The organism is Amycolatopsis jejuensis (assembly GCF_000717335.1).
Taxonomy (GTDB): Bacteria; Actinomycetota; Actinomycetes; order Mycobacteriales; family Pseudonocardiaceae; genus Amycolatopsis; species Amycolatopsis jejuensis.
The window spans coordinates 200,390-220,206 of sequence record NZ_JNYZ01000009.1 but is presented as its reverse complement, the minus strand read 5'-3'; the positions used below and the strand labels follow the sequence as shown (position 1 = coordinate 220,206).

Annotated in this window: 17 protein-coding genes; 9 read left to right on the top strand and 8 right to left on the bottom strand. The window is 69.6% G+C overall.

What is annotated here, in order from left to right; translation table 11 throughout:
- Nucleotides 1-611: 611 nt before the first annotated feature.
- A complete protein-coding gene (locus tag OO71_RS13560; RefSeq protein WP_033290096.1) occupies nt 612-1,490 on the bottom strand; it encodes a helix-turn-helix domain-containing protein in 879 nt (292 codons plus the stop codon).
- 177 nt (nt 1,491-1,667) lie between these two features.
- The gene (locus OO71_RS13555) at nt 1,668-2,048 is read right to left on the bottom strand and encodes a sterol carrier family protein (protein ID WP_033290095.1); all 381 of its coding nucleotides are present in this window, start codon (nt 2,046-2,048) and stop codon (nt 1,668-1,670) included.
- Nucleotides 2,049-2,107: 59 nt separating this feature from the next.
- On the opposite strand from OO71_RS13555, the gene OO71_RS13550 reads away from it, so the two are divergent.
- The 4 genes from OO71_RS13550 (at nt 2,108) to OO71_RS13535 (ending at nt 5,730) form a co-directional block, all read left to right on the top strand.
- Nucleotides 2,108-2,761, top strand: coding sequence for a type VII secretion system-associated protein (locus OO71_RS13550; RefSeq protein WP_033290094.1), 654 nt, complete (start codon nt 2,108-2,110; stop codon nt 2,759-2,761).
- Nucleotides 2,762-2,863: 102 nt separating this feature from the next.
- Entirely contained in the window at nt 2,864-3,673 is an 810-nt protein-coding gene (locus OO71_RS13545; protein ID WP_033290093.1) for a lysozyme, read from the top strand.
- Between the two features lie 174 nt (nt 3,674-3,847).
- Nucleotides 3,848-4,732 carry a lysozyme gene (locus OO71_RS13540; protein ID WP_033290092.1) on the top strand — a complete coding sequence of 295 codons (885 nt, stop codon included), beginning with the start codon at nt 3,848-3,850 and terminating at the stop codon, nt 4,730-4,732.
- 167 nt (nt 4,733-4,899) lie between these two features.
- Nucleotides 4,900-5,730, top strand: coding sequence for a hypothetical protein (locus OO71_RS13535; protein ID WP_033290091.1), 831 nt, complete (start codon nt 4,900-4,902; stop codon nt 5,728-5,730).
- A 12-nt stretch (nt 5,731-5,742) separates the two neighbouring features.
- Here OO71_RS13535 and purL read toward each other — a convergent pair whose 3' ends face one another.
- On the bottom strand, nt 5,743-8,058 hold the full coding sequence (purL, locus tag OO71_RS13530) for a phosphoribosylformylglycinamidine synthase subunit PurL (RefSeq protein WP_033290090.1): 2,316 nt from the start codon (nt 8,056-8,058) through the stop codon (nt 5,743-5,745).
- A gap of 165 nt (nt 8,059-8,223) precedes the next feature.
- Here purL and OO71_RS13525 point away from each other — a divergent pair, with 165 nt between their 5' ends.
- The 3 genes from OO71_RS13525 (at nt 8,224) to OO71_RS13515 (ending at nt 12,112) form a co-directional block, all read left to right on the top strand.
- Nucleotides 8,224-9,858: an ABC transporter ATP-binding protein gene (locus OO71_RS13525; protein WP_033290142.1), complete on the top strand. Its 1,635-nt coding sequence runs from the start codon at nt 8,224-8,226 to the stop codon at nt 9,856-9,858.
- Nucleotides 9,855-11,597 carry an ABC transporter ATP-binding protein gene (locus tag OO71_RS13520; RefSeq protein WP_033290089.1) on the top strand — a complete coding sequence of 581 codons (1,743 nt, stop codon included), beginning with the start codon at nt 9,855-9,857 and terminating at the stop codon, nt 11,595-11,597. Before OO71_RS13525 ends, OO71_RS13520 begins: the two co-directional genes overlap by 4 nt.
- 95 nt (nt 11,598-11,692) lie before the next feature.
- Nucleotides 11,693-12,112, top strand: coding sequence for a pyridoxamine 5'-phosphate oxidase family protein (locus tag OO71_RS13515; protein ID WP_033290088.1), 420 nt, complete (start codon nt 11,693-11,695; stop codon nt 12,110-12,112).
- Between the two features lie 62 nt (nt 12,113-12,174).
- Here the strand turns inward: OO71_RS13515 and purQ are convergent, their stop codons facing one another.
- Complete coding sequence (gene purQ, locus OO71_RS13510; RefSeq protein ID WP_033290141.1) at nt 12,175-12,852, bottom strand: phosphoribosylformylglycinamidine synthase subunit PurQ; 678 nt, start codon at nt 12,850-12,852, stop codon at nt 12,175-12,177.
- Nucleotides 12,849-13,088 (bottom strand): phosphoribosylformylglycinamidine synthase subunit PurS, encoded by a 240-nt coding sequence (purS, locus tag OO71_RS13505; RefSeq protein WP_033290087.1) that lies wholly within the window; start codon nt 13,086-13,088, stop codon nt 12,849-12,851. Before purS ends, purQ begins: the two co-directional genes overlap by 4 nt.
- A 233-nt stretch (nt 13,089-13,321) precedes the next feature.
- Here purS and OO71_RS13500 point away from each other — a divergent pair, with 233 nt between their 5' ends.
- Nucleotides 13,322-14,890: a GMC family oxidoreductase gene (locus OO71_RS13500; protein ID WP_033290086.1), complete on the top strand. Its 1,569-nt coding sequence runs from the start codon at nt 13,322-13,324 to the stop codon at nt 14,888-14,890.
- The gene (locus tag OO71_RS13495) at nt 14,887-15,699 is read left to right on the top strand and encodes a class I SAM-dependent methyltransferase (RefSeq protein WP_033290085.1); all 813 of its coding nucleotides are present in this window, start codon (nt 14,887-14,889) and stop codon (nt 15,697-15,699) included. The genes OO71_RS13500 and OO71_RS13495 overlap by 4 nt, the downstream gene beginning before the upstream one ends.
- On the opposite strand, the gene OO71_RS13490 is transcribed toward OO71_RS13495, so the two are convergent.
- The 3 genes from OO71_RS13490 to OO71_RS13480 form a co-directional block, all read right to left on the bottom strand.
- Nucleotides 15,696-16,916 carry a glycosyltransferase 87 family protein gene (locus OO71_RS13490; protein WP_033290084.1) on the bottom strand — a complete coding sequence of 407 codons (1,221 nt, stop codon included), beginning with the start codon at nt 16,914-16,916 and terminating at the stop codon, nt 15,696-15,698. The genes OO71_RS13495 and OO71_RS13490 overlap by 4 nt on opposite strands.
- A gap of 145 nt (nt 16,917-17,061) precedes the next feature.
- On the bottom strand, nt 17,062-18,225 hold the full coding sequence (locus tag OO71_RS13485; RefSeq protein ID WP_033290083.1) for an alpha-hydroxy-acid oxidizing protein: 1,164 nt from the start codon (nt 18,223-18,225) through the stop codon (nt 17,062-17,064).
- 9 nt (nt 18,226-18,234) lie between these two features.
- Complete coding sequence (locus OO71_RS13480) at nt 18,235-19,731, bottom strand: aldehyde dehydrogenase family protein (protein WP_033290082.1); 1,497 nt, start codon at nt 19,729-19,731, stop codon at nt 18,235-18,237.
- Nucleotides 19,732-19,817 lie beyond the last annotated feature (86 nt).

The following is a 19,817-nucleotide window of genomic DNA, read 5'->3' as shown; positions in this document are numbered from 1 at the left end:
AGAGCGGCAAGAGACCGGGTCAGCGGAGGGCGATGGCGGCGAAATGCACGCTCGGTGAGGGGCGTCGGGGTCGTTTTTCTCCATTTGGCTACTGACGAACTCGGCTGGCCCTGCGAATGAGGACGGTGGGATGTGGACAGATTCTTGCCGTAAGTGCGGGAAAGCCGGTGAGGAATTCCTGCGGCCGCATCGGGGTGGAAGGGGACGTGAACCGCGGAGATCGGCCGGACTCTGGCGAGGGCCGGACAAGCCGGAGCAAAACCCGCGGCGCGAGCCAGACACGCCGGAGCCAAACCCGCGGCGCAAGCCAGACACGCCAGAGCCAAACCCGCAGCGCGGGCCGAACACGCCAGAGCCAAACCCGCCAAGCAAGCCGGACAAGCACTAGCCCAACCCGCGGCTCAAGCCAGAGCCAAACCTACGGCGAGAACCGACAAACGGGATCAAAACTCGGTCGGAGGGGCGGTGAAGCATGCGGGAGTGAGCGAAACTCCGCCGGAGTGCCAACCCCGCGGTAGTAGCCGCACGCGCTGCATGGGCGTCACCTACGTGTCTCCGGAAGCCGCCCCACCCAGCTGCGCCCGCGTCCGGCCGTAAGCAAAAAAACCCGGTCAGATTTCCTGCCGTCGCTTGGCGATTCGGGCTCGGCTGCGTTCCGGGGTTTCCGCGTCGACCGCCAGCAGGTCCAGTGCTCGGCTGTACTTCTCGATCTCGTCGCGCTTGTCCAGGTAGTGCGCGCCCGTCAGGTATTCCACGTACACGATGTTCGGCAGTTCCGCTTCCGCGAAGCGCAGCAGCGAGAACGCGTGCTCCGCCGACAAGCCGCTCCGGCAGTACGGCAAGACCTGCACCGACACGTGCGGCAGCGTCGTCACCTCGAGCAGGTACTCCAGCTGCTGCTTGAACACCTTCGGCCCGCCGATCGGGCGGTACAGCACCGATTCGTCGAGCACCGCCCAGATCCGCGGGGCGTCCGGGCGGGCCAGCATCTTCTGCCGCCGCATGCGCAGCGCCACCAGCTGGTCCACGCGCTCGTCGGCCATTTCCGGGCGGCCGTGGCTGAAGATCGCTCGCGCATACGGCTCGATCTGCAGCAAACCGGACACGAAGAGCGGTTCCCAGATCTGGATCCGGGACGCCGCCTCCTCCAGGCCGACGAGATCGGTGAACCATTGCGGCACCGTCTCCCCGAACTTGCGCCACCAGCCTGCCTCGTTGGACTGCTTGACCATGTCGAGGAAGGCCTTGCGCTCTTCCTCGTCGGCTACGCCGTACATGGTGAGCAGGTCGGCGACGTCCCGTTCCTTGAAGCCGACCCGGCCGAGTTCGAGCCGCGAGATCTTCGACTCGGAGCCACGGATGTTGTAGCCCGCCTGCTGGCGCGTGATCCCGGCTTCCTCGCGCAGCCGGCGAAGCTGCGAACCGAGGATCATCCGGCGCGCTGTCGGGCCGAGGCTCTGCTCGCCAGCGGACGCGTTCACCGCGTTCATGAACCGGGCCCTTCCATCGCCGCTCGTCGTCCTGGGAATCGAAGTCCGACTACCCAAAGTACACGCAAGGCACCGACCCGTATAGCACGGCACGGGCCAAGTCGGGGTCGGCTCCGGGGGATTCTACGGAGTGTGGGCGTCCGGCGACACCGCCGAGCGTTATTGACACCGGGAAAATCAGATCCGGACCACCGGCAGCCACTGTGCGAGGTCGGCGCGGCTGCCGGATGCGGTCACTCGCGCGCCGGCGACGGCGTCGTCCCATTCCAGGAGGCCGGTCGCCAGTTCCAGCCACGTCCGCGGGTCGGTCTCGACGACGTTCGGCGGCGTACCCCTGGTGTGCCGCGGGCCTTCGATGCACTGCACCGCGGCGAACGGCGGGACCCGGACCTCGACGCTGTGTCCCGGCGCGTCCTGCGCGAGGACCCGCAGCGTCGAGCGCACCGCCGCGGCCAGTTCGGCTCGCGCCGGATCCGGCCCGCCACCTCGCAACCAGTCCGAAACGGCCAGCACCGCGGCTCGTAACTGAGCGGGATCGACCGAACGCGAAGAGGCCATGGCCCAACAGTAGAGTGACGTCGGACGGACTTTCAGGCACCCGGCACCGAGGGACGGCGATGGCGCAGCGGGACGAGGCAGATCGGATGGTTTCCCGGACCTCGGCGGGCAAGCGTGCGCGGCGCAACGCGTACCCCCGGCGCGGACCGCAAGGCAAACCCGAGATCACCCCCGAGATGCGCACCAACGCGCGGACCAACCCGAACAGCTGGCTGTACGTCATCGACGAGGCGTTCGACGCCCGCGGGCCGGTGCCGTCCTGGGCCGTCGTCGGGGCCTATCCGGTGAACGGCACGGGGGACGTCGTCGAGGACTTCCATCCCAACGACCGTTACCGGCCCTCGCCGAAGGCACTCGGTTTTCCCGAGCCTGCCAACGAACTCGAGCGGCTGCTGCAGCTCGTGCGCACCGAGCACCGCCCGGCCGAGGACCTGCCGCGCCTCATCCTCGACTCGACCCTGCTGGTGTACGCGATGTCCCCGGTGCAGCGCACGGTCATCGGCTTCCACAACACCGACGGGCGCGTGATGGTGCCCGCGTACACGTCGAAGTCACTCGTACCCCGCGAGTGGCCGCACGCCCGCGCGGTGCTCGGCCGCGACATCGTCGGCCTGCTCGGCGGGCATCCGGTGGCAATCAATCCGCACGACCTCGTCACCGCCGTCGTCCCGGCCGAGCACCTGATCAAGGCGATCGCCGACGAGCGCCGCTGACCTGGGTAAACCACTCGGCCGAGTGATCACGAGTCGCCGGAAAGCGATCATCCGGGCAATCTGACGCGCAGGAGTACACGCGTCCGGTGAAGGAGCCCCAGGGTGAAGCGTCGTCTGCTGCTGCGCTGGAGCGCGGTTCTCGTCGCCGGGCTCGCCGGCACGTCCTTCCTGTCCACGACCGCCGAGGCGGAGCCGAGCTACGCCGGTGCCGAAGGCCACTACGCCGGGTCGCAGATCGCGAAGCACGAAGGCGTGTTCGCGCAGCCGAGCGTCGAGTACAGCACCCAGGACCAGCTCCTCGGCCACGACGTGAGCGGGCACCAGGGCGCCGTCGACTGGCCGGCCGCGGCGGGTGCCGGTGCGCAGTTCGTGTACGTGAAAGCGACCGAGGGCACCGGCTTCGTCAACCCGCAGTTCACCCAGCAGTACAACGGTTCCTACCAAGCCGGGATCGTCCGCGGCGCCTACCACTTCGCCCGCCCCGACGTCTCCGACGGCGCCGCGCAGGCCAACTACTTCCTCGCGCACGGCGGCGGCTGGTCTCCCGATGGCAAGACCCTGCCGGGCGCGCTCGACATGGAGTACAACCCGTACGGCGAAACGTGTTTCGGCATGGACGCGGCCGGGATGGTGGCGTGGGTCCGCGCGTTCTCCGACACCTACCGCGACCGCACCGGCCGCTTCCCGACCATCTACACCTCCACCAGCTGGTGGAAACGGTGCACCGGAAACAACCCTTCTTTCGGCGGGAATCCACTCTGGGTGGCGAGGTACAACTCGTTTGTCGGCGAGCTGCCCGCGGGCTGGGCGCAGCAGACCATCTGGCAGTTCGCGAATGCGGGGACATTGCCCGGGGATCAGAACTGGCTCAACGGATCCCACTCGGCGCTCCGCAATCTGGCATTCGGGTGAACAATCGTGGCTTTGTCACGAATTTGTCATCGCTGATCGATGAAAATCACCCACTCGACGATTCGATTTCACGGAACTTGGTGACAAACGCGGGGTCCTGATCAAGAATCTCCCCCGTGGCGGCTACCTGCACATAGCCGCCCTCCGCGAGGGTATCTGTGAAGGGATTCGACGATGTCCACTTCCCGAAGAGGCCGGCGTACCACGCTGCTCTCGATTCTGGCCGTCCCCGCTGTGGCGCTCCTGCTCGGCGCCTCGACGCAGGCGGCCGCCGCACCGTCCCCGCTTTCGGCGAGCGAGGTCGACGCCATCAATGCCGACATCCAGGTGAACAACCATGCACTGGGGTCGCAGATCAGGCGCGTCGAAGGGGATCACTCGACCCCCGAGACGCGCGCCGCCGCGCAGCAGCCGCAACCTGCCGCGGCGATCCCGAACCAGGTATTGGCCACCGTCGCCGGAATCGACGTCGCCAGCTATCAGGGCAACGTCGACTGGGCCAACTGGTGGAACCAGGGCAAGCGGTTCGTCTGGACCAAAGCCACCGAGAGCACGAACTACACGAACCCGTACTTCGCCCAGCAGTACAACGGTTCGTACAACCAGGGGTTCATCCGCGGCGCCTACCATTTCGCCACCCCGAACACGTCCAGCGGCGCTGCGCAGGCGAACTATTTCGTCGCGCACGGCGGTGGCTGGTCCGGGGACGGCAAGACGCTGCCCGGCGCGCTCGACATGGAGTACAACCCCTACGGCGCCACGTGTTACGGGCTCAGCAAAGCGGCGATGACGGCGTGGATCAAGGACTTCCACGACACCTACCACGCCAAAACGGGCCGCTGGCCGGTGATCTACACGTCGACGAGCTGGTGGAACCAGTGCGCCGGCGGTGATTTCTCGGCCACCGCACCGCTGTGGGTCGCGCGGTATGCGTCCTCGCCGGGCACGCTGCCGTACAACTGGGGTTTCTACACCGTGTGGCAGTACACCTCGAGCCCGCTGGACCAGGACACCTTCAACGGTGCCTACGACCGGCTGCAGGCGCTCGCGAGAGGCTGACCGGTATCCGTTTCGGCTCCCGGTCGCCCAGTGCGGCCGGGAGCCGCTTTTGTGCCGGGGCCGCGCACCTTGCACAATTGCGGGCCTGGGGCGGAGACGGAACCGCCGCCGCCTGCGGGGCGTCAGACCGCGGCGCGAATCGGTGCAGCAGGAAGGCGGAACCGGACATGACCTACCCACCGCAGCCCGGGCAGGGCGGGGATCCGTACGGCCAGGGCTGGCAGCAGCCCGGCTCGGGCGGGGTACCCCAGCAGCCGAGGTGGGATCCGAACGCCCAGCAGCCCGCGTCCGGCGGAGTTCCACAGCAGCCCGGATGGGATCCGAACGCCCAGCCGCAACCCGGGTGGGATCCGAACCAGCAGCAGTGGAACCCGCAGCAGTACCCGGGACAGCAGCAGTACGCGTACCCGACCCAGCAGTACCCGCAGCAGGGCTGGGACCCGAACCAGCAGTACGGCGCGGGTGGTCCGCAGCCGCCGAAGAACAACAAGACCGGGCTGTGGATCGGGCTCGCCGTCGTGGTGGTGCTGCTCGCGGCGCTGGGGATCACCGGTTTCGTCGCGCCCGGGTTCTTCCTGAGCAAGGACGACAAGGGCACCACGCAAGCACAGCCGCCGGCGCCGTCGTCCTCGCCGCAGCTGCCGACCGACGAGTCCTCCCCGCCGACCGACGAGAGCACCGCGCCCAGCACCGGCGGCGGGTCGGCGTCGGGGCCGGCGAAGCAGACCGTCGATGCGTTCATGGCGAAGATCAACGCCAAGGACGCGGCCGGAGCCACCTCGATGGTCTGTCCGGGCACCGAGTCCTTCTCGAAGGACAGCATTGACGAAGCCACGAAGGGCGACCCGAAGCTCACCGTGGCAGGCTACGAGGGCACTGCCACGGTGACCGCCAACCTCGACGGCACACTGTCCGGGAAGGACGCCAACGGCTCCGTGATCGTCACGAAGGTCGGCGGCAACTGGTGCGTGGGGTTCTTCTTCGTCCTGGCGTTCTGAGCGTTCTGAGTTTCAGTCGAACAGGGCGGGCAGCGTCTTTTCCCACGCTGCCCGCAGTTCGTCCAGCGAAAACTCCGTGATGCCCTGCAGTTCCAGCGTGCCGGAATCCGGGTCGACCACGCCGGTCTTGCGCCACGGCAGGCCGCGCGCGGTGCACATCTCGGTGAACCGCAGCTCTTCCGTCCGCGGGACCGCCACCAGCACCCGGCCGGCCGACTCCGAGAACAGCTGCACGAACGGATCCTGGTCGCGGTCGAGGAAAACGCGGGCACCGCACTGTCCAATGAGGACAGTCTCGACGAGCGCCTGTGCCAGGCCGCCGTCGGCGAGGTCGTGCGCGGCCGAGATCATGCCGTCGCGCGAGCCCGCGACGAGGACGTCCGCCAGGAGCTTTTCGCGGGCCAGGTCGACCCGCGGGGGCACGCCGCCGAGGTGGCCGTGCAGCTCGCGGGCCCAGGCGGACCCGTCGAGCTCGTCGTGGGTTTCGCCGAGCAGCAGCAGCGTCTCGCCCGCTTCCGCGCCGATGCCGGTGGGGATGCGGCGGGTGACGTCGTCGATGACGCCGAGCACGGCGATCACCGGCGTCGGCAGGATGGCCGTGTCGCCGGTCTGGTTGAAGAAACTGACGTTGCCGCCGGTGACCGGGATACCTAGCTCCACGCAGGCGTCCGCGAGACCGTGCACGGCCTGCTCGAACTGCCACATCACGCCCGGGTCGGTGGGCGCGCCGAAGTTGAGGCAGTCCGACACCGCGACCGGCGTCGCGCCGCCGGTGGCCACGTTCCGGTACGCCTCGGCGAGCGCGAGCTGCGCGCCGCGGTACGGGTCGAGGTACACGAACTTCGCGTTGCAGTCAGTGGACACCGACACGCCGCGGCCGCTGTTCTCGTCGATCCGGATCATGCCCGAGTCGGACGGCTGGGCCAGCACCGAGTTGCCGCGCACATAGCGGTCGTACTGCGAGGTGACCCATTCCTTCGACGCCTGGTTCGGCGACGCGATCAGCTTGAGGAGGTCCGCCCGCAGCTCTTCCGGCGTCGAGGGACGCGGCAGCTGCGCGGAGGTGTCGGCGACCAGCGCGTCCTGGAAGGCCGGGCGCTCGATCGGCCGGTCGTACACCGGACCCTGGTGCGCGACGGTGTGCGCGGGCACGTCGACCACGGTTTCGCCGTGCCAGGTGATGACCAGGTTGTCGCCGTCGGTGACCTCGCCGATGTCGGTGGCGAGGACGTCCCACCTACGGCACACCTCGAGGAACGCCTCGACGTTCTCCGGCGCGACCACCGCGCACATCCGCTCCTGAGATTCGCTGGAGAGCACCTCGGCGGGCGTCATTCCGGTGGCGCGCAAGGGAACCCGGTCGAGATAGATGTGCATCCCGCCGTCGCCGGCGGCCGCGAGCTCGGACGTCGCGCACGACAGCCCGGCGCCGCCGAGGTCCTGGATGCCGACGACCAGCTTCTCCCGGAAGAGGTCGAGACAGCACTCGATGAGCACCTTCTCCGTGAACGGGTCGCCGACCTGCACGCTCGGCAGTTTCCGCCGTCCGGACGCGGATTCGTCGCCGGAGAACGTGTCGCTGGCGAGCACGGACACGCCGCCGATGCCATCGAGACCGGTGCGCGCGCCGAAGAGGATGATCTTGTTGCCCTTGCCGGACGCGAAGGCCAGATGCAGGTCCTCAGCGCGCATGGCGCCCACACACAGGGCGTTGACCAGCGGGTTTCCCGAATACGACGGGTCGAATACCAGCTCGCCGCCGATGTTGGGCAGGCCGAGGCAGTTGCCGTAGCCGCCTACCCCGGCGACCACGCCGGGCAGCACGCGCTTGGTGTCCGGCGCGTCGGCCGGGCCGAACCGCAGCGCGTCGGCCACCGCGAGCGGACGCGCGCCCATCGCCATGATGTCGCGCACGATCCCGCCGACACCGGTCGCCGCGCCCTGGTACGGCTCCACATAGGACGGATGGTTGTGGCTTTCCACCTTGAACGTGACCGCCCAGCCGTCCCCGATGTCGACGACGCCCGCGTTCTCCCCGATCCCGGCGAGCATCTTGGACTTCATCTCGGCGGTGGCCGTCTCGCCGAAGTAGTCGAGGTGCTTCTTCGACGACTTGTACGAGCAGTGCTCGCTCCACATCACCGAGTACATCGCGAGCTCGGCGTCGGTGGGACGGCGGCCGAGGATTTCGCGGATGCGCGCGTACTCGTCGTCGGCGAGCCCGAGCTCGACGTACGGCTGGGTGACCTCGGGGCTGGCCGCGGCTGCCGCGGTGGTGTCGGTGGTGTTAACGGTGCTGGTCACGGTGTCCGTGTCAGGGTTCGCCACGGTCTCAAGACTACGTGTTGGCCGGGTCACAGCCGAACCCGCCCGGCCAGGTCCGTGAAGGGAACCATGAGGGAATCTGCTGGCCTGAAGGTGGCCTTCACGGAACGTTTGCCGGGCAATAAATCAGTCGCGCGGGGTGCGGCGGGAGGCTTACCGTCAGTGATCGTGCTCTCCGCCACTTATCCGTTTCCCGACATCCGGCTGCCGGAGCGGCTCACGCCGCTGCGGTACTTGCTGACGGTTCTGCGTGCGCGGCCGTGGCTGGTGCTGGCCGCGGCGGTCACCGGAGCCGGCTGGTCGCTGCCGAGTGCCTTGCTGCCGCTCGTGATCGGCCGCGGGATCGATGCGATCGCGGCCGGTGACACGTCCACGCTCTGGCGCTGGGCGCTGGTCGCCGGCGTGCTCGGCGTGGTGCAGGCGCTGCTCGGCACCGGGCTGCACTTCGCCGCGTACGGCCTGTGGCTGCACGGCGCGGGCAGCACGCAACGGCTGGTCACCGACCACACCACGCGGCTCGGCGCGACCCTGCGCGAGGCCACCACCACGGGAAACGTCGTGGCGGTCACGTCGTCGGACATGAACTGGGTCGGCAATGCATTCGAGGTGATCGGCCGCACGGTCGGGTCGATCGTGGCGTTCGTCGTGATCGGGATCGCGATGCTCGGCACGTCGCCGCTGCTCGGCGTGGTCGCGCTGGTCGGCGTCCCGCTAGCGGTGGTCGGGATCGGGCCGCTGCTCGCGCCGCTGCAGAAACGCAAGACGGTGCAACGCGAAAACCTCAGCGAGGTCAATGCTCTCGGTGCGGATATCGTGTCCGGGCTGCGAATTCTGCGCGGGGTCGGTGGCGAACGGCGGTTTCTGCGCCGATTCCGCGACGCGAGCCAGCTGGTCCGGCGTTCCGGCGTGGAGGTCGGGCGCAGTGAATCCTGGCTGGCCGCCGCGGAAGTCCTGCTGCCCGGCCTGGTCACGGTGGCGATCACCTGGCTGGGCGCGCGGCTTGCGCTCGACGGCGCGATCGGCGTCGGCGAACTGGTGGCGTTCTACGGCGTTTCGGCGTTCCTGGTGGTTCCGGTCAGCACGGCGACCGAGCAGGTCAGCGCGCTGAGCTCGGCGCTGGTCGCGGCGCGGAAGGTGTGCGGGCTGCTTGCCTTGCGGCCGAAACTGGCCGACCCGGCGGCGCCGCAGCCACTGCCGCCCGGTCCGCTGGACCTGGTCGACACGGCGAGCGGCATCCGGGCCACGCCGGGACGGCTGACGGTGGTCGACCTCGGTGCCGAAGCCGAGACGATCGCCGAGCGGATGGCCCGGTTCACCGAGGCGCCCGAAGGCGAGGAAGTGCTGGTCGGCGGGGTGCCGGTGCATCAGGTCGCGCTTGCCGAGCTGCGGTCGCGGGTGGTGTTCGCGCACAACCAGGACCTGTGGTTTTCCGGGGTGCTGCGCGATCAGCTTGCCCCGGCGCACCCCAGCGAGGTCGACATCTTCGCGGCGCTGCATGCCGCGGACGCCGAGGACATCGTCGAGGCGCTGCCCCGCGGGGTCGACGAGCTGATCGGCGAGCGCGGCCGCGAGGTGTCCGGCGGTCAGCGGCAACGGCTGAGCCTGGCCCGAGCGCTGGCGACGGGCGTGGACGTGCTGCTGCTCGACGAGCCGACGTCAGCGGTCGACGCGCACACCGAAGCGCGGATCACGCGGCGGGTCAAGGAATTGCGGAGCGGAAGGACCACGGTGGTGTTCAGCCAGAGTCCACTGTGGAGGAACGTGGCGGACGAGGTCGTGAGCGGAAAGGCGGTACCGGTATGACCACGCGGCTGCCGCTCGCGTCGAGGCGCGACGTGCGGCGCTGGGCGGTGCGCACGGCAGGCGAGCACCGGCGCGAGTTTTCCTTGATGCTGGGCATGTTCTGCCTGGCCACGCTGATCGGGCTGGCCGGGCCGCAGCTGCTCGGCCTGCTCGTGGACGGCGTCGTCGGGCACGGCACCAGCATGCGGGTCGACCTGCTCGCGGTGGCGTTCGTGCTGGTGCTCGTGCTGCAGGCGGTGGCGAAGAAGGCGGCGCGGCTGCGGGGCCGGGTGTTCGGCGAGCGGGTGCTGGCGCAGACGCGCGAGCGGTTCGTCGCGAATGCGCTCGACCTGCCGCTGGGCAAGGTCGAGGCGGCCGGCACCGGCGACCTGCTCAGCCGCGCGACCAGCGACATCAGCAGGCTGGACCACGCGGTGCGGTTCGCCGCGCCGGAAATCCTGATCGCCGTGGTCACCGTGCTGCTCACCACGATCGCGATGATCATCACGTCGCCGCTGCTCGCGCTCGCGCTGCTGGTCGCGTTGCCGCTGCTGGTGCCGGTGAACATCTGGTACCAGCGGCGGATTCCGAAGGCGCTCGCGTGGATGCTCGACCGGTGGGGCGACCTGCAGTCGGTCACGCACGAGACGGTGGAAGGCGCGCGGACGGCGGAGGCGCTCAGCCTCACCGAACGACGGCTGCGCACCGGACACCGCGCGCTCGACCAGGCGGTGCTCGGCGAACGCCGGATGCGCTCGTTCCAGCTGCGCTGGCTGCCGTCGCTGGAAATCAGTTACGTGCTGCCGATCGCGGCGTTGCTGCTGCTCGGAACGCTGGCGTACACGCAGGGCTGGGCCGGGCTCGGCACGATCACCACGATGCTGGCGTACGCGCAGGCGATGACCGCGCCGCTCAACGAGGCGCTGTTCTGGCTGGAAGACCTGCAGGTCGCGATGGCCGCGGCGCGGCGGATTCTCGGGGTGCAACCGGCCGAATCGGGCGAGAAGGTCACCGAAGTGCCGCGCGGCCGCGACATCGAGGTGCACGACGTGCGCTTCGGTTACACGGCCGACCGCGAGGTGCTGCACGGCATCGACCTGCGTGTACCGCGAGGTGAGCGGCTGGCGATCGTCGGACCTTCCGGCGCAGGGAAGTCGACGCTGGGCCGGTTGCTGGCCGGGATTTCGGCGCCGACGTCCGGGTCGATCCGGGTCGGCGGCACCGAAGTGTCCACACTCGCGGACGACGTGCTACGCGGCGAGGTCCTGCTGCTCACGCAGGAGCACCACACGTTTTCCGGCACGCTGCGGGAAAATCTGGCGCTACCGGCTCGTCGTGCGGGTGGCGACTGGACCGACGACGAGCTGATGGCAGCGCTGGCATCGGCGGGTGCGACGGAGTGGGCGGCCGGGCTGCCCGACGGCCTGGACACCAAGCTGGGCTCGGGCGCGTACGCGGTACCAGCCGGGCTGGCGCAGCAACTCGCGCTGGCCCGTGTCGTCCTCGCCGACCCGCACACACTGGTGCTGGACGAGGCGACGTCGTTGCTGGACACGGGGTCGGCGCGCGAGCTGGAACGGTCGCTGAACGCGGTGCTCGAAGGCCGCACGGTGATCGCGATCGCGCACCGGCTGCACACTGCGGCGGCGGCCGACCGGGTCGCGGTGGTCGAGGGCGGGCGGATCACGGAACTGGGTCCGCACGAGGATCTGATCGCGGCCGGTGGACCGTACTCGCGACTGGTCGCGGCGGCCAGCTGAACCACCTGCTGGACCACTCGCCGGACCCACGGAATGCGCGCGGCCGATCCGGTGTTGCCCCCAGGCAAATCCATTTTCCCTGGGGGTGACGCCGGATGGCGGTCATGTCGGCAGACGAACGAGAGAAGTTCCTCGCGGAATCGCGGGTCGGGGTGCTCTCGATCGGCCGCGACGGCAAGGCCCCGCTCGCGGTGCCGGTCTGGTACGACTACGAGCCCGGCGGCGAGGTCCTGATCTGGATGCAGCGCGGGTCGGCGAAGGACCGCGCGATCCAGGCTGCCGGGCAGCTCAGCCTCACCGTGCAGCACGACAACCCGCCGTACCGGTATGTCACGGTGTCCGGTCCAGTGGTGGACACGTCGGCCTCGCCCACCGAGGAGCAGGCGTATCGGATTGCGTCCCGTTACGTGCCGGAGGACGAGGCACGCCGGTACGTCGCCGGGTCGCTCGGCCTGGACTCGGTGCTGGTGCGGGTACGCGCGGACCGGTGGCTTTCCACCGACCACGGCAAGTGACGGTCCGTGAAGGGAACCATCACGGAATCTGCTGGCCTGATGGTTCCCTTCACGGACTTGGGTCAGGCTTTGACCAGGGCGTCGACGGCGCTGTAGAAGAGGCCGAGGCCGTCGTCCGACGGGCCGGTGAGCGCGTCGATCGCGTGCTCCGGGTGTGGCATGAGACCGACCACGCGGCCGTTTTCGCTGGTGACCCCGGCGATGTCGTTGCGCGAGCCGTTCGGGTTGCCGCCGACGTACCGGAAGGCGACCCGGCCCTCGGCCTCCAGCATGTCCACAGTGGACTGATCGGCCATGTAGCAGCCGTCGTTGTTCTTGACCGGTACCAGGATTTCCGCACCCGCGTCGTACCGCGTGGTCCACGCCGTGGTGTTGTTGTCCACGCGCAGCCACTGGTCACGGCACACGAAGTGCAGGCCGACGTTGCGGATCATCGCGCCGGGCAGCAGACCGGCCTCGCACAGGATCTGGAAACCGTTGCAGATTCCGAGCACCGGCATGCCCTTTCGGGCAGCGTCGATGACCGACGTCATCACCGGCGCGTAGCGGGCGATCACGCCGGCGCGCAGGTAGTCGCCGTAGGAAAAGCCACCCGGGACGACGACCGCGTCCACGCCGTGCAGGTTCTCGTCGGCATGCCAGAGCGCGACCGGCTCGGCGTCGGCGTACCGGACCGCGCGGGCCGCGTCGCCGTCGTCGAGCGTGCCGGGGAAGGTGATGACCCCGATCCGCGCGCTCACGCCTCCACCCGCCGGATCGTCCATTGCTCGATCACCGGGTTGGCCAGGAAGCCCTCGGCCATCTTGGCGAGCGTCTCGTCGTCGACGTCGTCGTCGACCTCGAGTTCGAAGTGCCGTCCCTGGCGCACCTCGGTGACGCCGGTGAAGCCCAGCCGCGGCAGCGCACGCGCCACCGCCTGGCCCTGCGGGTCGAGGATCTCGGGTTTGGGCATGACGTCGACGACGACTCGGGCCACGGCAGGCTGCTCCTTATTCACGCAGGTCGTGGGTGCTGAGGGCTACCCGGCAGAGCGTAGCCGACCCGGCCCGCCCGGCGCGTCCGTGGTGCCTGCGGCAGCCACGCAGGTCACACCTGCGACTGGCCCGCCCGCCCCGGGCGGAGGAAGCTTGATCGCGGGGCTGGGCAGGCCCCGCGTGCTGCGCCAAGATACCTGTTGACAGTGCGCCAACACGAGCAGCGGGAGGCACCGTGTCCTTCGACTACGTCATCGCCGGGGCGGGCAGCGCCGGGTGCGTGCTCGCCGCGCGGCTGAGCGAGGATCCGTCCGCGCGGGTGCTGCTGCTCGAGGCGGGCGGCGAGGACACCGCGGACGAGATCCACATCCCGGCGGCGTTCGCGGCGCTCTTCAAGACCAAGTGGGACTGGAACTACGAGACCGTCGAGCAGAAGCACACCGGCAAGCCCGCGTACTGGCCGCGCGGGCGGATGCTGGGTGGCTGCTCGTCGATCAACGCGATGATCTACATCCGCGGCAACCGCGCCGACTACGACGGCTGGCGCGATACGCACGGCGCCACGGGCTGGGGCTGGGACGACGTGCTGCCGTACTTCAAGCGCGCCGAGGGCAACCAGCGGCTCGGCGGTCCGCTGCACGGTACCGACGGTCCGCTGCACGTCGAAGACCGGCGGTTCACGCACGAGCTGTCGCACGCGTGGGTGGACAACGCGGTCGCCTGGGGGTTGAAGCGCACCGACGACTTCAACGGCGAGTCGCAGGAAGGCGCCGGGCTGTACCAGGTCACCTGCAAGCGCGGCCGCCGCTGGTCCACCGCCGACGCGTACCTGCGCCCGGCGCTCTCCCGGCGAAACCTCACCGTCCGGACGAACGCCCAGGTCACCCGGGTCGTGTTCGAGGGAACGCGCGCGGTCGGAGTGTCCTATTTGGACCAGGGCGTCGAGACGACCGTGCGCGCGGACACCGAGGTGATCCTGTCCGGCGGCGCGGTGAACTCGCCGCAGCTGCTGATGCTGTCCGGGGTCGGACCGGCGGAGCACCTGCGCGAGCTGGGCATCGACGTGGTCGCCGCGCTGCCCGGCGTCGGCGAGAACCTGCACGACCATCCGGCGTCCGGGGTGATCTGGTCGACGAAGGGCACGTCGGACCTGGCCGACGCGGCGACACCGGCCGGGCTCTTGCGTTACCAGCTGACCCGGCGCGGCCCGCTCGTGTCGAACGTCGGGGAGGCGGGCGCGTTCTACCCGACGCGCGACGGGCTTCCCGCGCCGGACATGCAGGTCCACGTCGTGCCCACGCTGTTCTACGACAACGGCCTGCGCGAGCCGACCGTCCCGGGCTTCACGTCCGCGGCCACGCTGATCGACGTCGCGAGCCGCGGACGGCTGCGGCTGAAGTCGGCGAACCCGTTGTGGAAACCGGAAATCGACCCGGCGTACTACGCGGAGCCGATCGACCTGGAGACGATGAAGTCGGCTTTGCGGTCGCTGATCGAGATCGGCCGGTCCGGTCCGCTGGCGAAATTCCTGGACCGGCCGTTCCTGCCCGCGACACACGACCTGTCCGACGAGGCACTCACCGAGCACATCCGCGAGCACACGCAGACGCTGTACCACCCGGTCGGCACCTGCGCGATGGGCAGCGGCGAGCACGCGGTGGTGGACCCGGAGCTGAAGGTACGCGGGGTGGAGGGGCTGCGGGTGGTCGATGCGTCGGTGATGCCGGTGGTCCCGCGCGGCAACACGAACGCCCCGACGATCATGGTCGCGGAGAAGGCCGCCGACCTGATCCGGGCGCGGTGACGTCGTTGAGCCGCTGGCCGGAAATGCTTGCGGCATGGGCAATTCCGGACTCGGTCGACGCTCCTGAGTCGCCTTGGGTGTTGCCGCGCGAGGTGTTCGCGCGGCGCGCGGACCGGCAGATCGCCGACCCGGTCGGGGCGACGTACCGGATGGCCGCCGAGGCGCTGGACCGGCCGGGCACCGTGCTCGACATCGGCGCCGCGGCCGGAGCGGCGAGTTTGCCGCTGGTCGGCCGGACCTCGGTGACGTCCGTGACCGCGCTCGACACCGACGCCGAACTGCTTGCCGCGTACGGGAGAAGAGCCACTGCGCTCGGGGTCGAGCACCGTTTGTTGTCCGGCCGATGGCCCGATCTCGCCGGGGACGCAGGTGCGGCGGACGTCGTGGTGTGCGCGAACGTGGTGTACAACGTCGCTGACCTGGCCTCCTTCGCGACAGCACTCACCGAAGCGGCGCAGCGCCGGGTGGTCGTCGAGCTCGCCGCGCGGCATCCGCTGACCGAGCTGAACCCGTTGTGGCAGCGGTTTCACGGCATCGAACGCCCGGCCGGACCCACCGCCGCCGACTGCGTTGCGGCGCTCGCGGAGGCGGGGATCGAGCCGGAGGTCGTCGAATGGAGCCTGCCGCCGGAACCGGAGTACGCCGAATTCACCACGCTGGTCGACGTCACCCGGCGGCGGTTGTGCCTGCCTGCGTCCGCCGCGCAGAACGTGGCGCGAGCGCTGCTGGACCTGGGCGTGGACCCGGAGGTGCCGCCTGACCTCGGCTCCTCCGGGCGCGCATTGGTGACGCTCGCCTGGTCCGCCTAGGGCGCCGGTTTCTCGATCGACGGCACCGCCGCCCGAGCCGGTTGCAGCGCGAACAGCTGCCACGCCACGAAACCGATGCCGACCAGCAGGTAGGCGTTGCCGACGAGGTGCTGCCACGGTGTCCACGCGAGTTCCCGCATTTCGGCCGACGGCAGGAAGGCGTGTGGCGCGGCGATGTACACGGCGGCGCCCGCGATCAGGGCTGCTGCGGAGCGGGGCGTGCGGACCTGGGAGGCCAGGATGAGCACCGCGGGCGCGACCCAAACCCAGTGGTGCGACCAGGAAATCGGCGACAGCACGAGCACGACCACGGCGTTCACGACGAAGGCGCGCGGTCCGTCGATCCGGCGCATCGCGATCACGGCCGCGACCAGGACGAACGCCGACAAGCTCAGCCACAGCAAGCTGTGCGTGGAGGACGGAAGATCGAGCCGGTTGAGGGCGCCTTCGATGGTCTGGTTGGTCGCGTACGGTGAACCACTCAGGCCCGCGGCGCCGGTGAGGCCTCCGCCGAAGAAGTACGCGGCGGACGCTTGCGGGGCAACGATGAAGCCGAGCGCAGTGGCGCCCACCCCGGCGATCAGGGCGTTGCGAGCGGCCCGGAAATCCTTGGTGAGCAGGAAGAACAGCAGGAAACCAGCGGGCGTGACCTTGATCGCGGCGGCAATGCCCACGAGCACGCCACGCGGCCAGCGCGGGTTGGGCGCAAGACAGTCGACCGCGACGAGGGCCATCAGGATGAGGTTGATCTGTCCGAAGAAGATGGTCGAGCGCACCGGTTCGAAGACGAGCGCCACGACGGTCAGCGCGGTCGCGGTGGCCAGGGTCGTGCGGACGCTCCAGCCGTTCCACAGCCGACGGCACGCCACGTACAGCACGATCCACACGGACGCGACGCTGATCAGGTGCAGCAGAACGGACGCCACCCCCAGCGGCGGGATCGCCAGGATCATGAAGACGATGGCGGCAAACGGCGGGTAGATGAACGGCAGCGCGGTACCCGACGTCGTCGACGCGCGCATCGCGTACGGGTCGGCGCCGTGGAGCACGGAGTCCGCGCCGAAGCGGTAGACCTGCAGGTCGACCGGCCCGAAACTGCCGACGATGGCCACGACCGCCGCCACGATCACCGTCGCTCCGGCGGCGAAAAGCAGCGTGCGTTTCCGGGTGGCGCGCACCCATCCTGCCTTGGCTTGCAACCACGTGCCGATATCCATTTGTCCCCAGTCACCTCATGTTCCGGTGGTCTTGATCCGGAATCAGATTGGCGGCCGGGGCGGGGAAGTTGATCAGCTGTTCGGCCTGCAGATAGTGGCCGTTCGGGCAAGGTTTCCGGGCGAAATTCAGCCGAATGGCCGAGGGCTATGCCACCCGGCGCAGCACCGCGCGGGTCAAGTCGGCCAGGGTCGGGTAACCGTCGACGGCCATGATGAGGTCGGCTTCAGCCAGGAGCGTACGCAGTACGTGCACGACGCCGTCCGCGCCCGCGAGCGACAGGCCCCACGCGTACGGGCGGCCCACGCCGACCGCCGTCGCACCCAGGGCGAGCGCCTTGATCACGTCGGCGCCGGAGCGGACGCCGGAGTCGAACAGGACCGGCGTGCCGTCGGCCGCGTCGACGACGTCGGCCAGGCAGTCCAGCGCCGGGAGGCCGCCGTTGGCCTGACGGCCACCGTGGTTGGAGCAGTAGATGCCGTCGACGCCGCCGTCGATGGCGCGGCGGGCGTCGTCCGGGTGCTGGATGCCCTTGACCAGCAGCGGCAGCTTCGTGAGCGACCGCAGCCACGGCAGGTCGTCCCAGGTCAGCGGGTTGCCGAAGAGCTGCGCCCACAACCCGACGGCGGCCATCGGGTCGTCCTCCGGCGCCTTGCCGAGGCGGTCGCGGAACACCGGGTCGGTGAAGTAGTTGGCGAGGCAATGCCCGCGTAGCTGGGGAAAGTTCGCGGTGGCCAGGTCACGCGGCCGCCAGCCGGTGACCCAGGTGTCGAGCGTCACCACGATTCCGCGGAAGCCCGCCTTCTCGGCACGCTGCACGAGCGACGCGGCGAGGTCACGGTCGGTGGGCGTGTACAGCTGGAAGAACCCTGGGGTGTCGCCCAATTCGGGGACCAGCGTTTCGATCGGGTCGACGCTGAGCGTCGAAGCGACCATCGGGACCCCCGTTCGCGCGCAGGCTCGGGCGGTCGCGAGATCGCCGTGCCCGTCTTGCGCGCACAGGCCGATCATGCCGACCGGCGCGACGAACAGCGGCGACGGCAGCTTCATGCCGAACAGGTCCACCGACAGGTCGCGCTGCACCGCGCCGACGAACATCCGCGGGACCAAGCCCCAGCGCTCGAAGGCCTCGACGTTGCCGCGCTGCGTCCGCTCGTCCCCCGCCCCACCGGCCACATAGGACAGGATGGACGGCGGAAGTGCTTGTGCAGCACGGGCTTCGAGCTCCGCGTAGGACATCGGCAGGTCCGGGACGCGGCCGGCGAGCCCGGCGAAGTAGATCTCGTGCTGGTAGTCGCCGAAGCCGGGCAACGGGTCTCCTCAGCGCTTGCCGTGCAGGACGGTGATGAGTTTGGCGACCAGCGCGTCGGTGGATTCCTTGCGGGTGAAGGAAGTGAGCGTGATCGGCGCGGTGAATCGCTGCCGGGCCACCGCTTTCGGCCGCGAGAACTCGCGCAGCCCCTCCGGACCATGGATCCGGCCGAACCCGGAATCGCCGACCCCGCCGAACGGCAGCGACGCAATGCCCGCGAACGACAGCGGCGCGTTGACCGACGTCATCCCCGCCCGCAGCCGCGACGCGAGTTCGACCCCGCGCGCCCGCGAGAACACCGTGGAGCCCAGGCCGTACTTCGTCGCGTTGGCCTTCTCGACGGCCTCGTCCATGTCACGGACCTTGGCGATGGTGACCGTGGGGCCGAAGGTCTCCTCGCGCACCGCTTCGGAGTCTTCGGGGACGTCAACGAGGACTGTCGGCTGCGCGTACCTGTCGCCGACACTGTCCACGCCACCGACCAGCGCGCGACCACCGCGTTCGAGCGCGTCCGCGATGTGCCGACGGATCACTGCGAGCTGCGAAGGCATGGTGATGGGGCCGTACTGCGCTTCGTCGTCCGAGCCGGCGCGCACGTTCTTCGACTTCTCGACGACCTTCGCGACGAACTCGTCGTGTACGCGCTCATGCACGTACACGCGCTCGACGCCGATACAGGTCTGACCTGAGTTCGAGAACGCGCCCCAGACGGTGGCGTCGGCCGCGGCCTCGATGTCCGCGTCGGTGTCGACCAGCAGCGCGTCCTTACCGCCTGCCTCGATGACCACCGGGGTGAGCGTGGCCGCGGCGGCCGCCATGATCTTCTTGCCGGTGCCGGTGGACCCGGTGAACGCGATCTTGTCCACCCCGGCGCCGACGAGCGCCGCGCCGGTCTCGCCGAACCCGGTGATCAGCTGCAGCACCGGCTGTTCGGGCACGATCTCGGCGAAGGCGTCGACCAGCCATTTGCCCACGCCGGGGGTGTACTCGCTGGGTTTGAAGACGACGGCGTTGCCCGCGGCCAGCGCGTACGTGATCGAGCCGAGCGGGGTGTACACCGGGTAGTTCCATGGCCCGATCACGCCGACGACGCCGAGCGGGCGGTACTCGACCGTGGCGGCTTGGTTGGCCATGAGCAGCCCGGGCGAACGGCGGTGGCGGCCGAGGATCTTGCGCGCGTGCTTCGCGGCCCACGCGATGTGCTCGATGGCGAGGACGCTCTCGAGCTGCGCGTCCGCGACGGGTTTGCCCGTTTCGTCGCGCACCGCCTGGCACAGCTGCGGCAGCCGCCGGGTGAGCACGCCCTTCCAGCGCTGCAGCCGCTCCGCGCGCCCGGCGAACCCGAGGCCGTCCCACCAGCCCGCGCCCGCGCGCGCCCGCTCGACCGCCGCGCGGACGTCGTCGGCCGTATGCACCGGGTACGTACCGACAACCTCGTCAGTGGCCGGGCTGAGCGAATCGAACGTCTCGCCGACAGGCGTCGGCTTCGGCTGGACCGCGGTCATCGGCGTCTCCCCGTGTCGGTTACCTCCAGGCTACGAGGTTGCTGACGCACTGCCAACAACAGCCCGGGGGCTTCCGCCAGCATGGC

Excerpts from the sequence above, each read along its gene's own strand:
- OO71_RS13555 (WP_033290095.1), bottom strand. The coding sequence starts at position 2,048 with ATGGCCTCTTCGCGTTCGGTCGATCCCGCTCAGTTACGAGCCGCGGTG.
- OO71_RS13520 (WP_033290089.1), top strand. The coding sequence starts at position 9,855 with ATGACCACGCGGCTGCCGCTCGCGTCGAGGCGCGACGTGCGGCGCTGG.
- OO71_RS13490 (WP_033290084.1), bottom strand. The coding sequence starts at position 16,916 with ATGGATATCGGCACGTGGTTGCAAGCCAAGGCAGGATGGGTGCGCGCC.
- OO71_RS13540 (WP_033290092.1), top strand. The coding sequence starts at position 3,848 with ATGTCCACTTCCCGAAGAGGCCGGCGTACCACGCTGCTCTCGATTCTG.
- OO71_RS13515 (WP_033290088.1), top strand. The coding sequence starts at position 11,693 with ATGGCGGTCATGTCGGCAGACGAACGAGAGAAGTTCCTCGCGGAATCG.
- OO71_RS13480 (WP_033290082.1), bottom strand. The coding sequence starts at position 19,731 with ATGACCGCGGTCCAGCCGAAGCCGACGCCTGTCGGCGAGACGTTCGAT.
- OO71_RS13535 (WP_033290091.1), top strand. The coding sequence starts at position 4,900 with ATGACCTACCCACCGCAGCCCGGGCAGGGCGGGGATCCGTACGGCCAG.
- OO71_RS13550 (WP_033290094.1), top strand. The coding sequence starts at position 2,108 with ATGGCGCAGCGGGACGAGGCAGATCGGATGGTTTCCCGGACCTCGGCG.
- OO71_RS13560 (WP_033290096.1), bottom strand. The coding sequence starts at position 1,490 with ATGAACGCGGTGAACGCGTCCGCTGGCGAGCAGAGCCTCGGCCCGACA.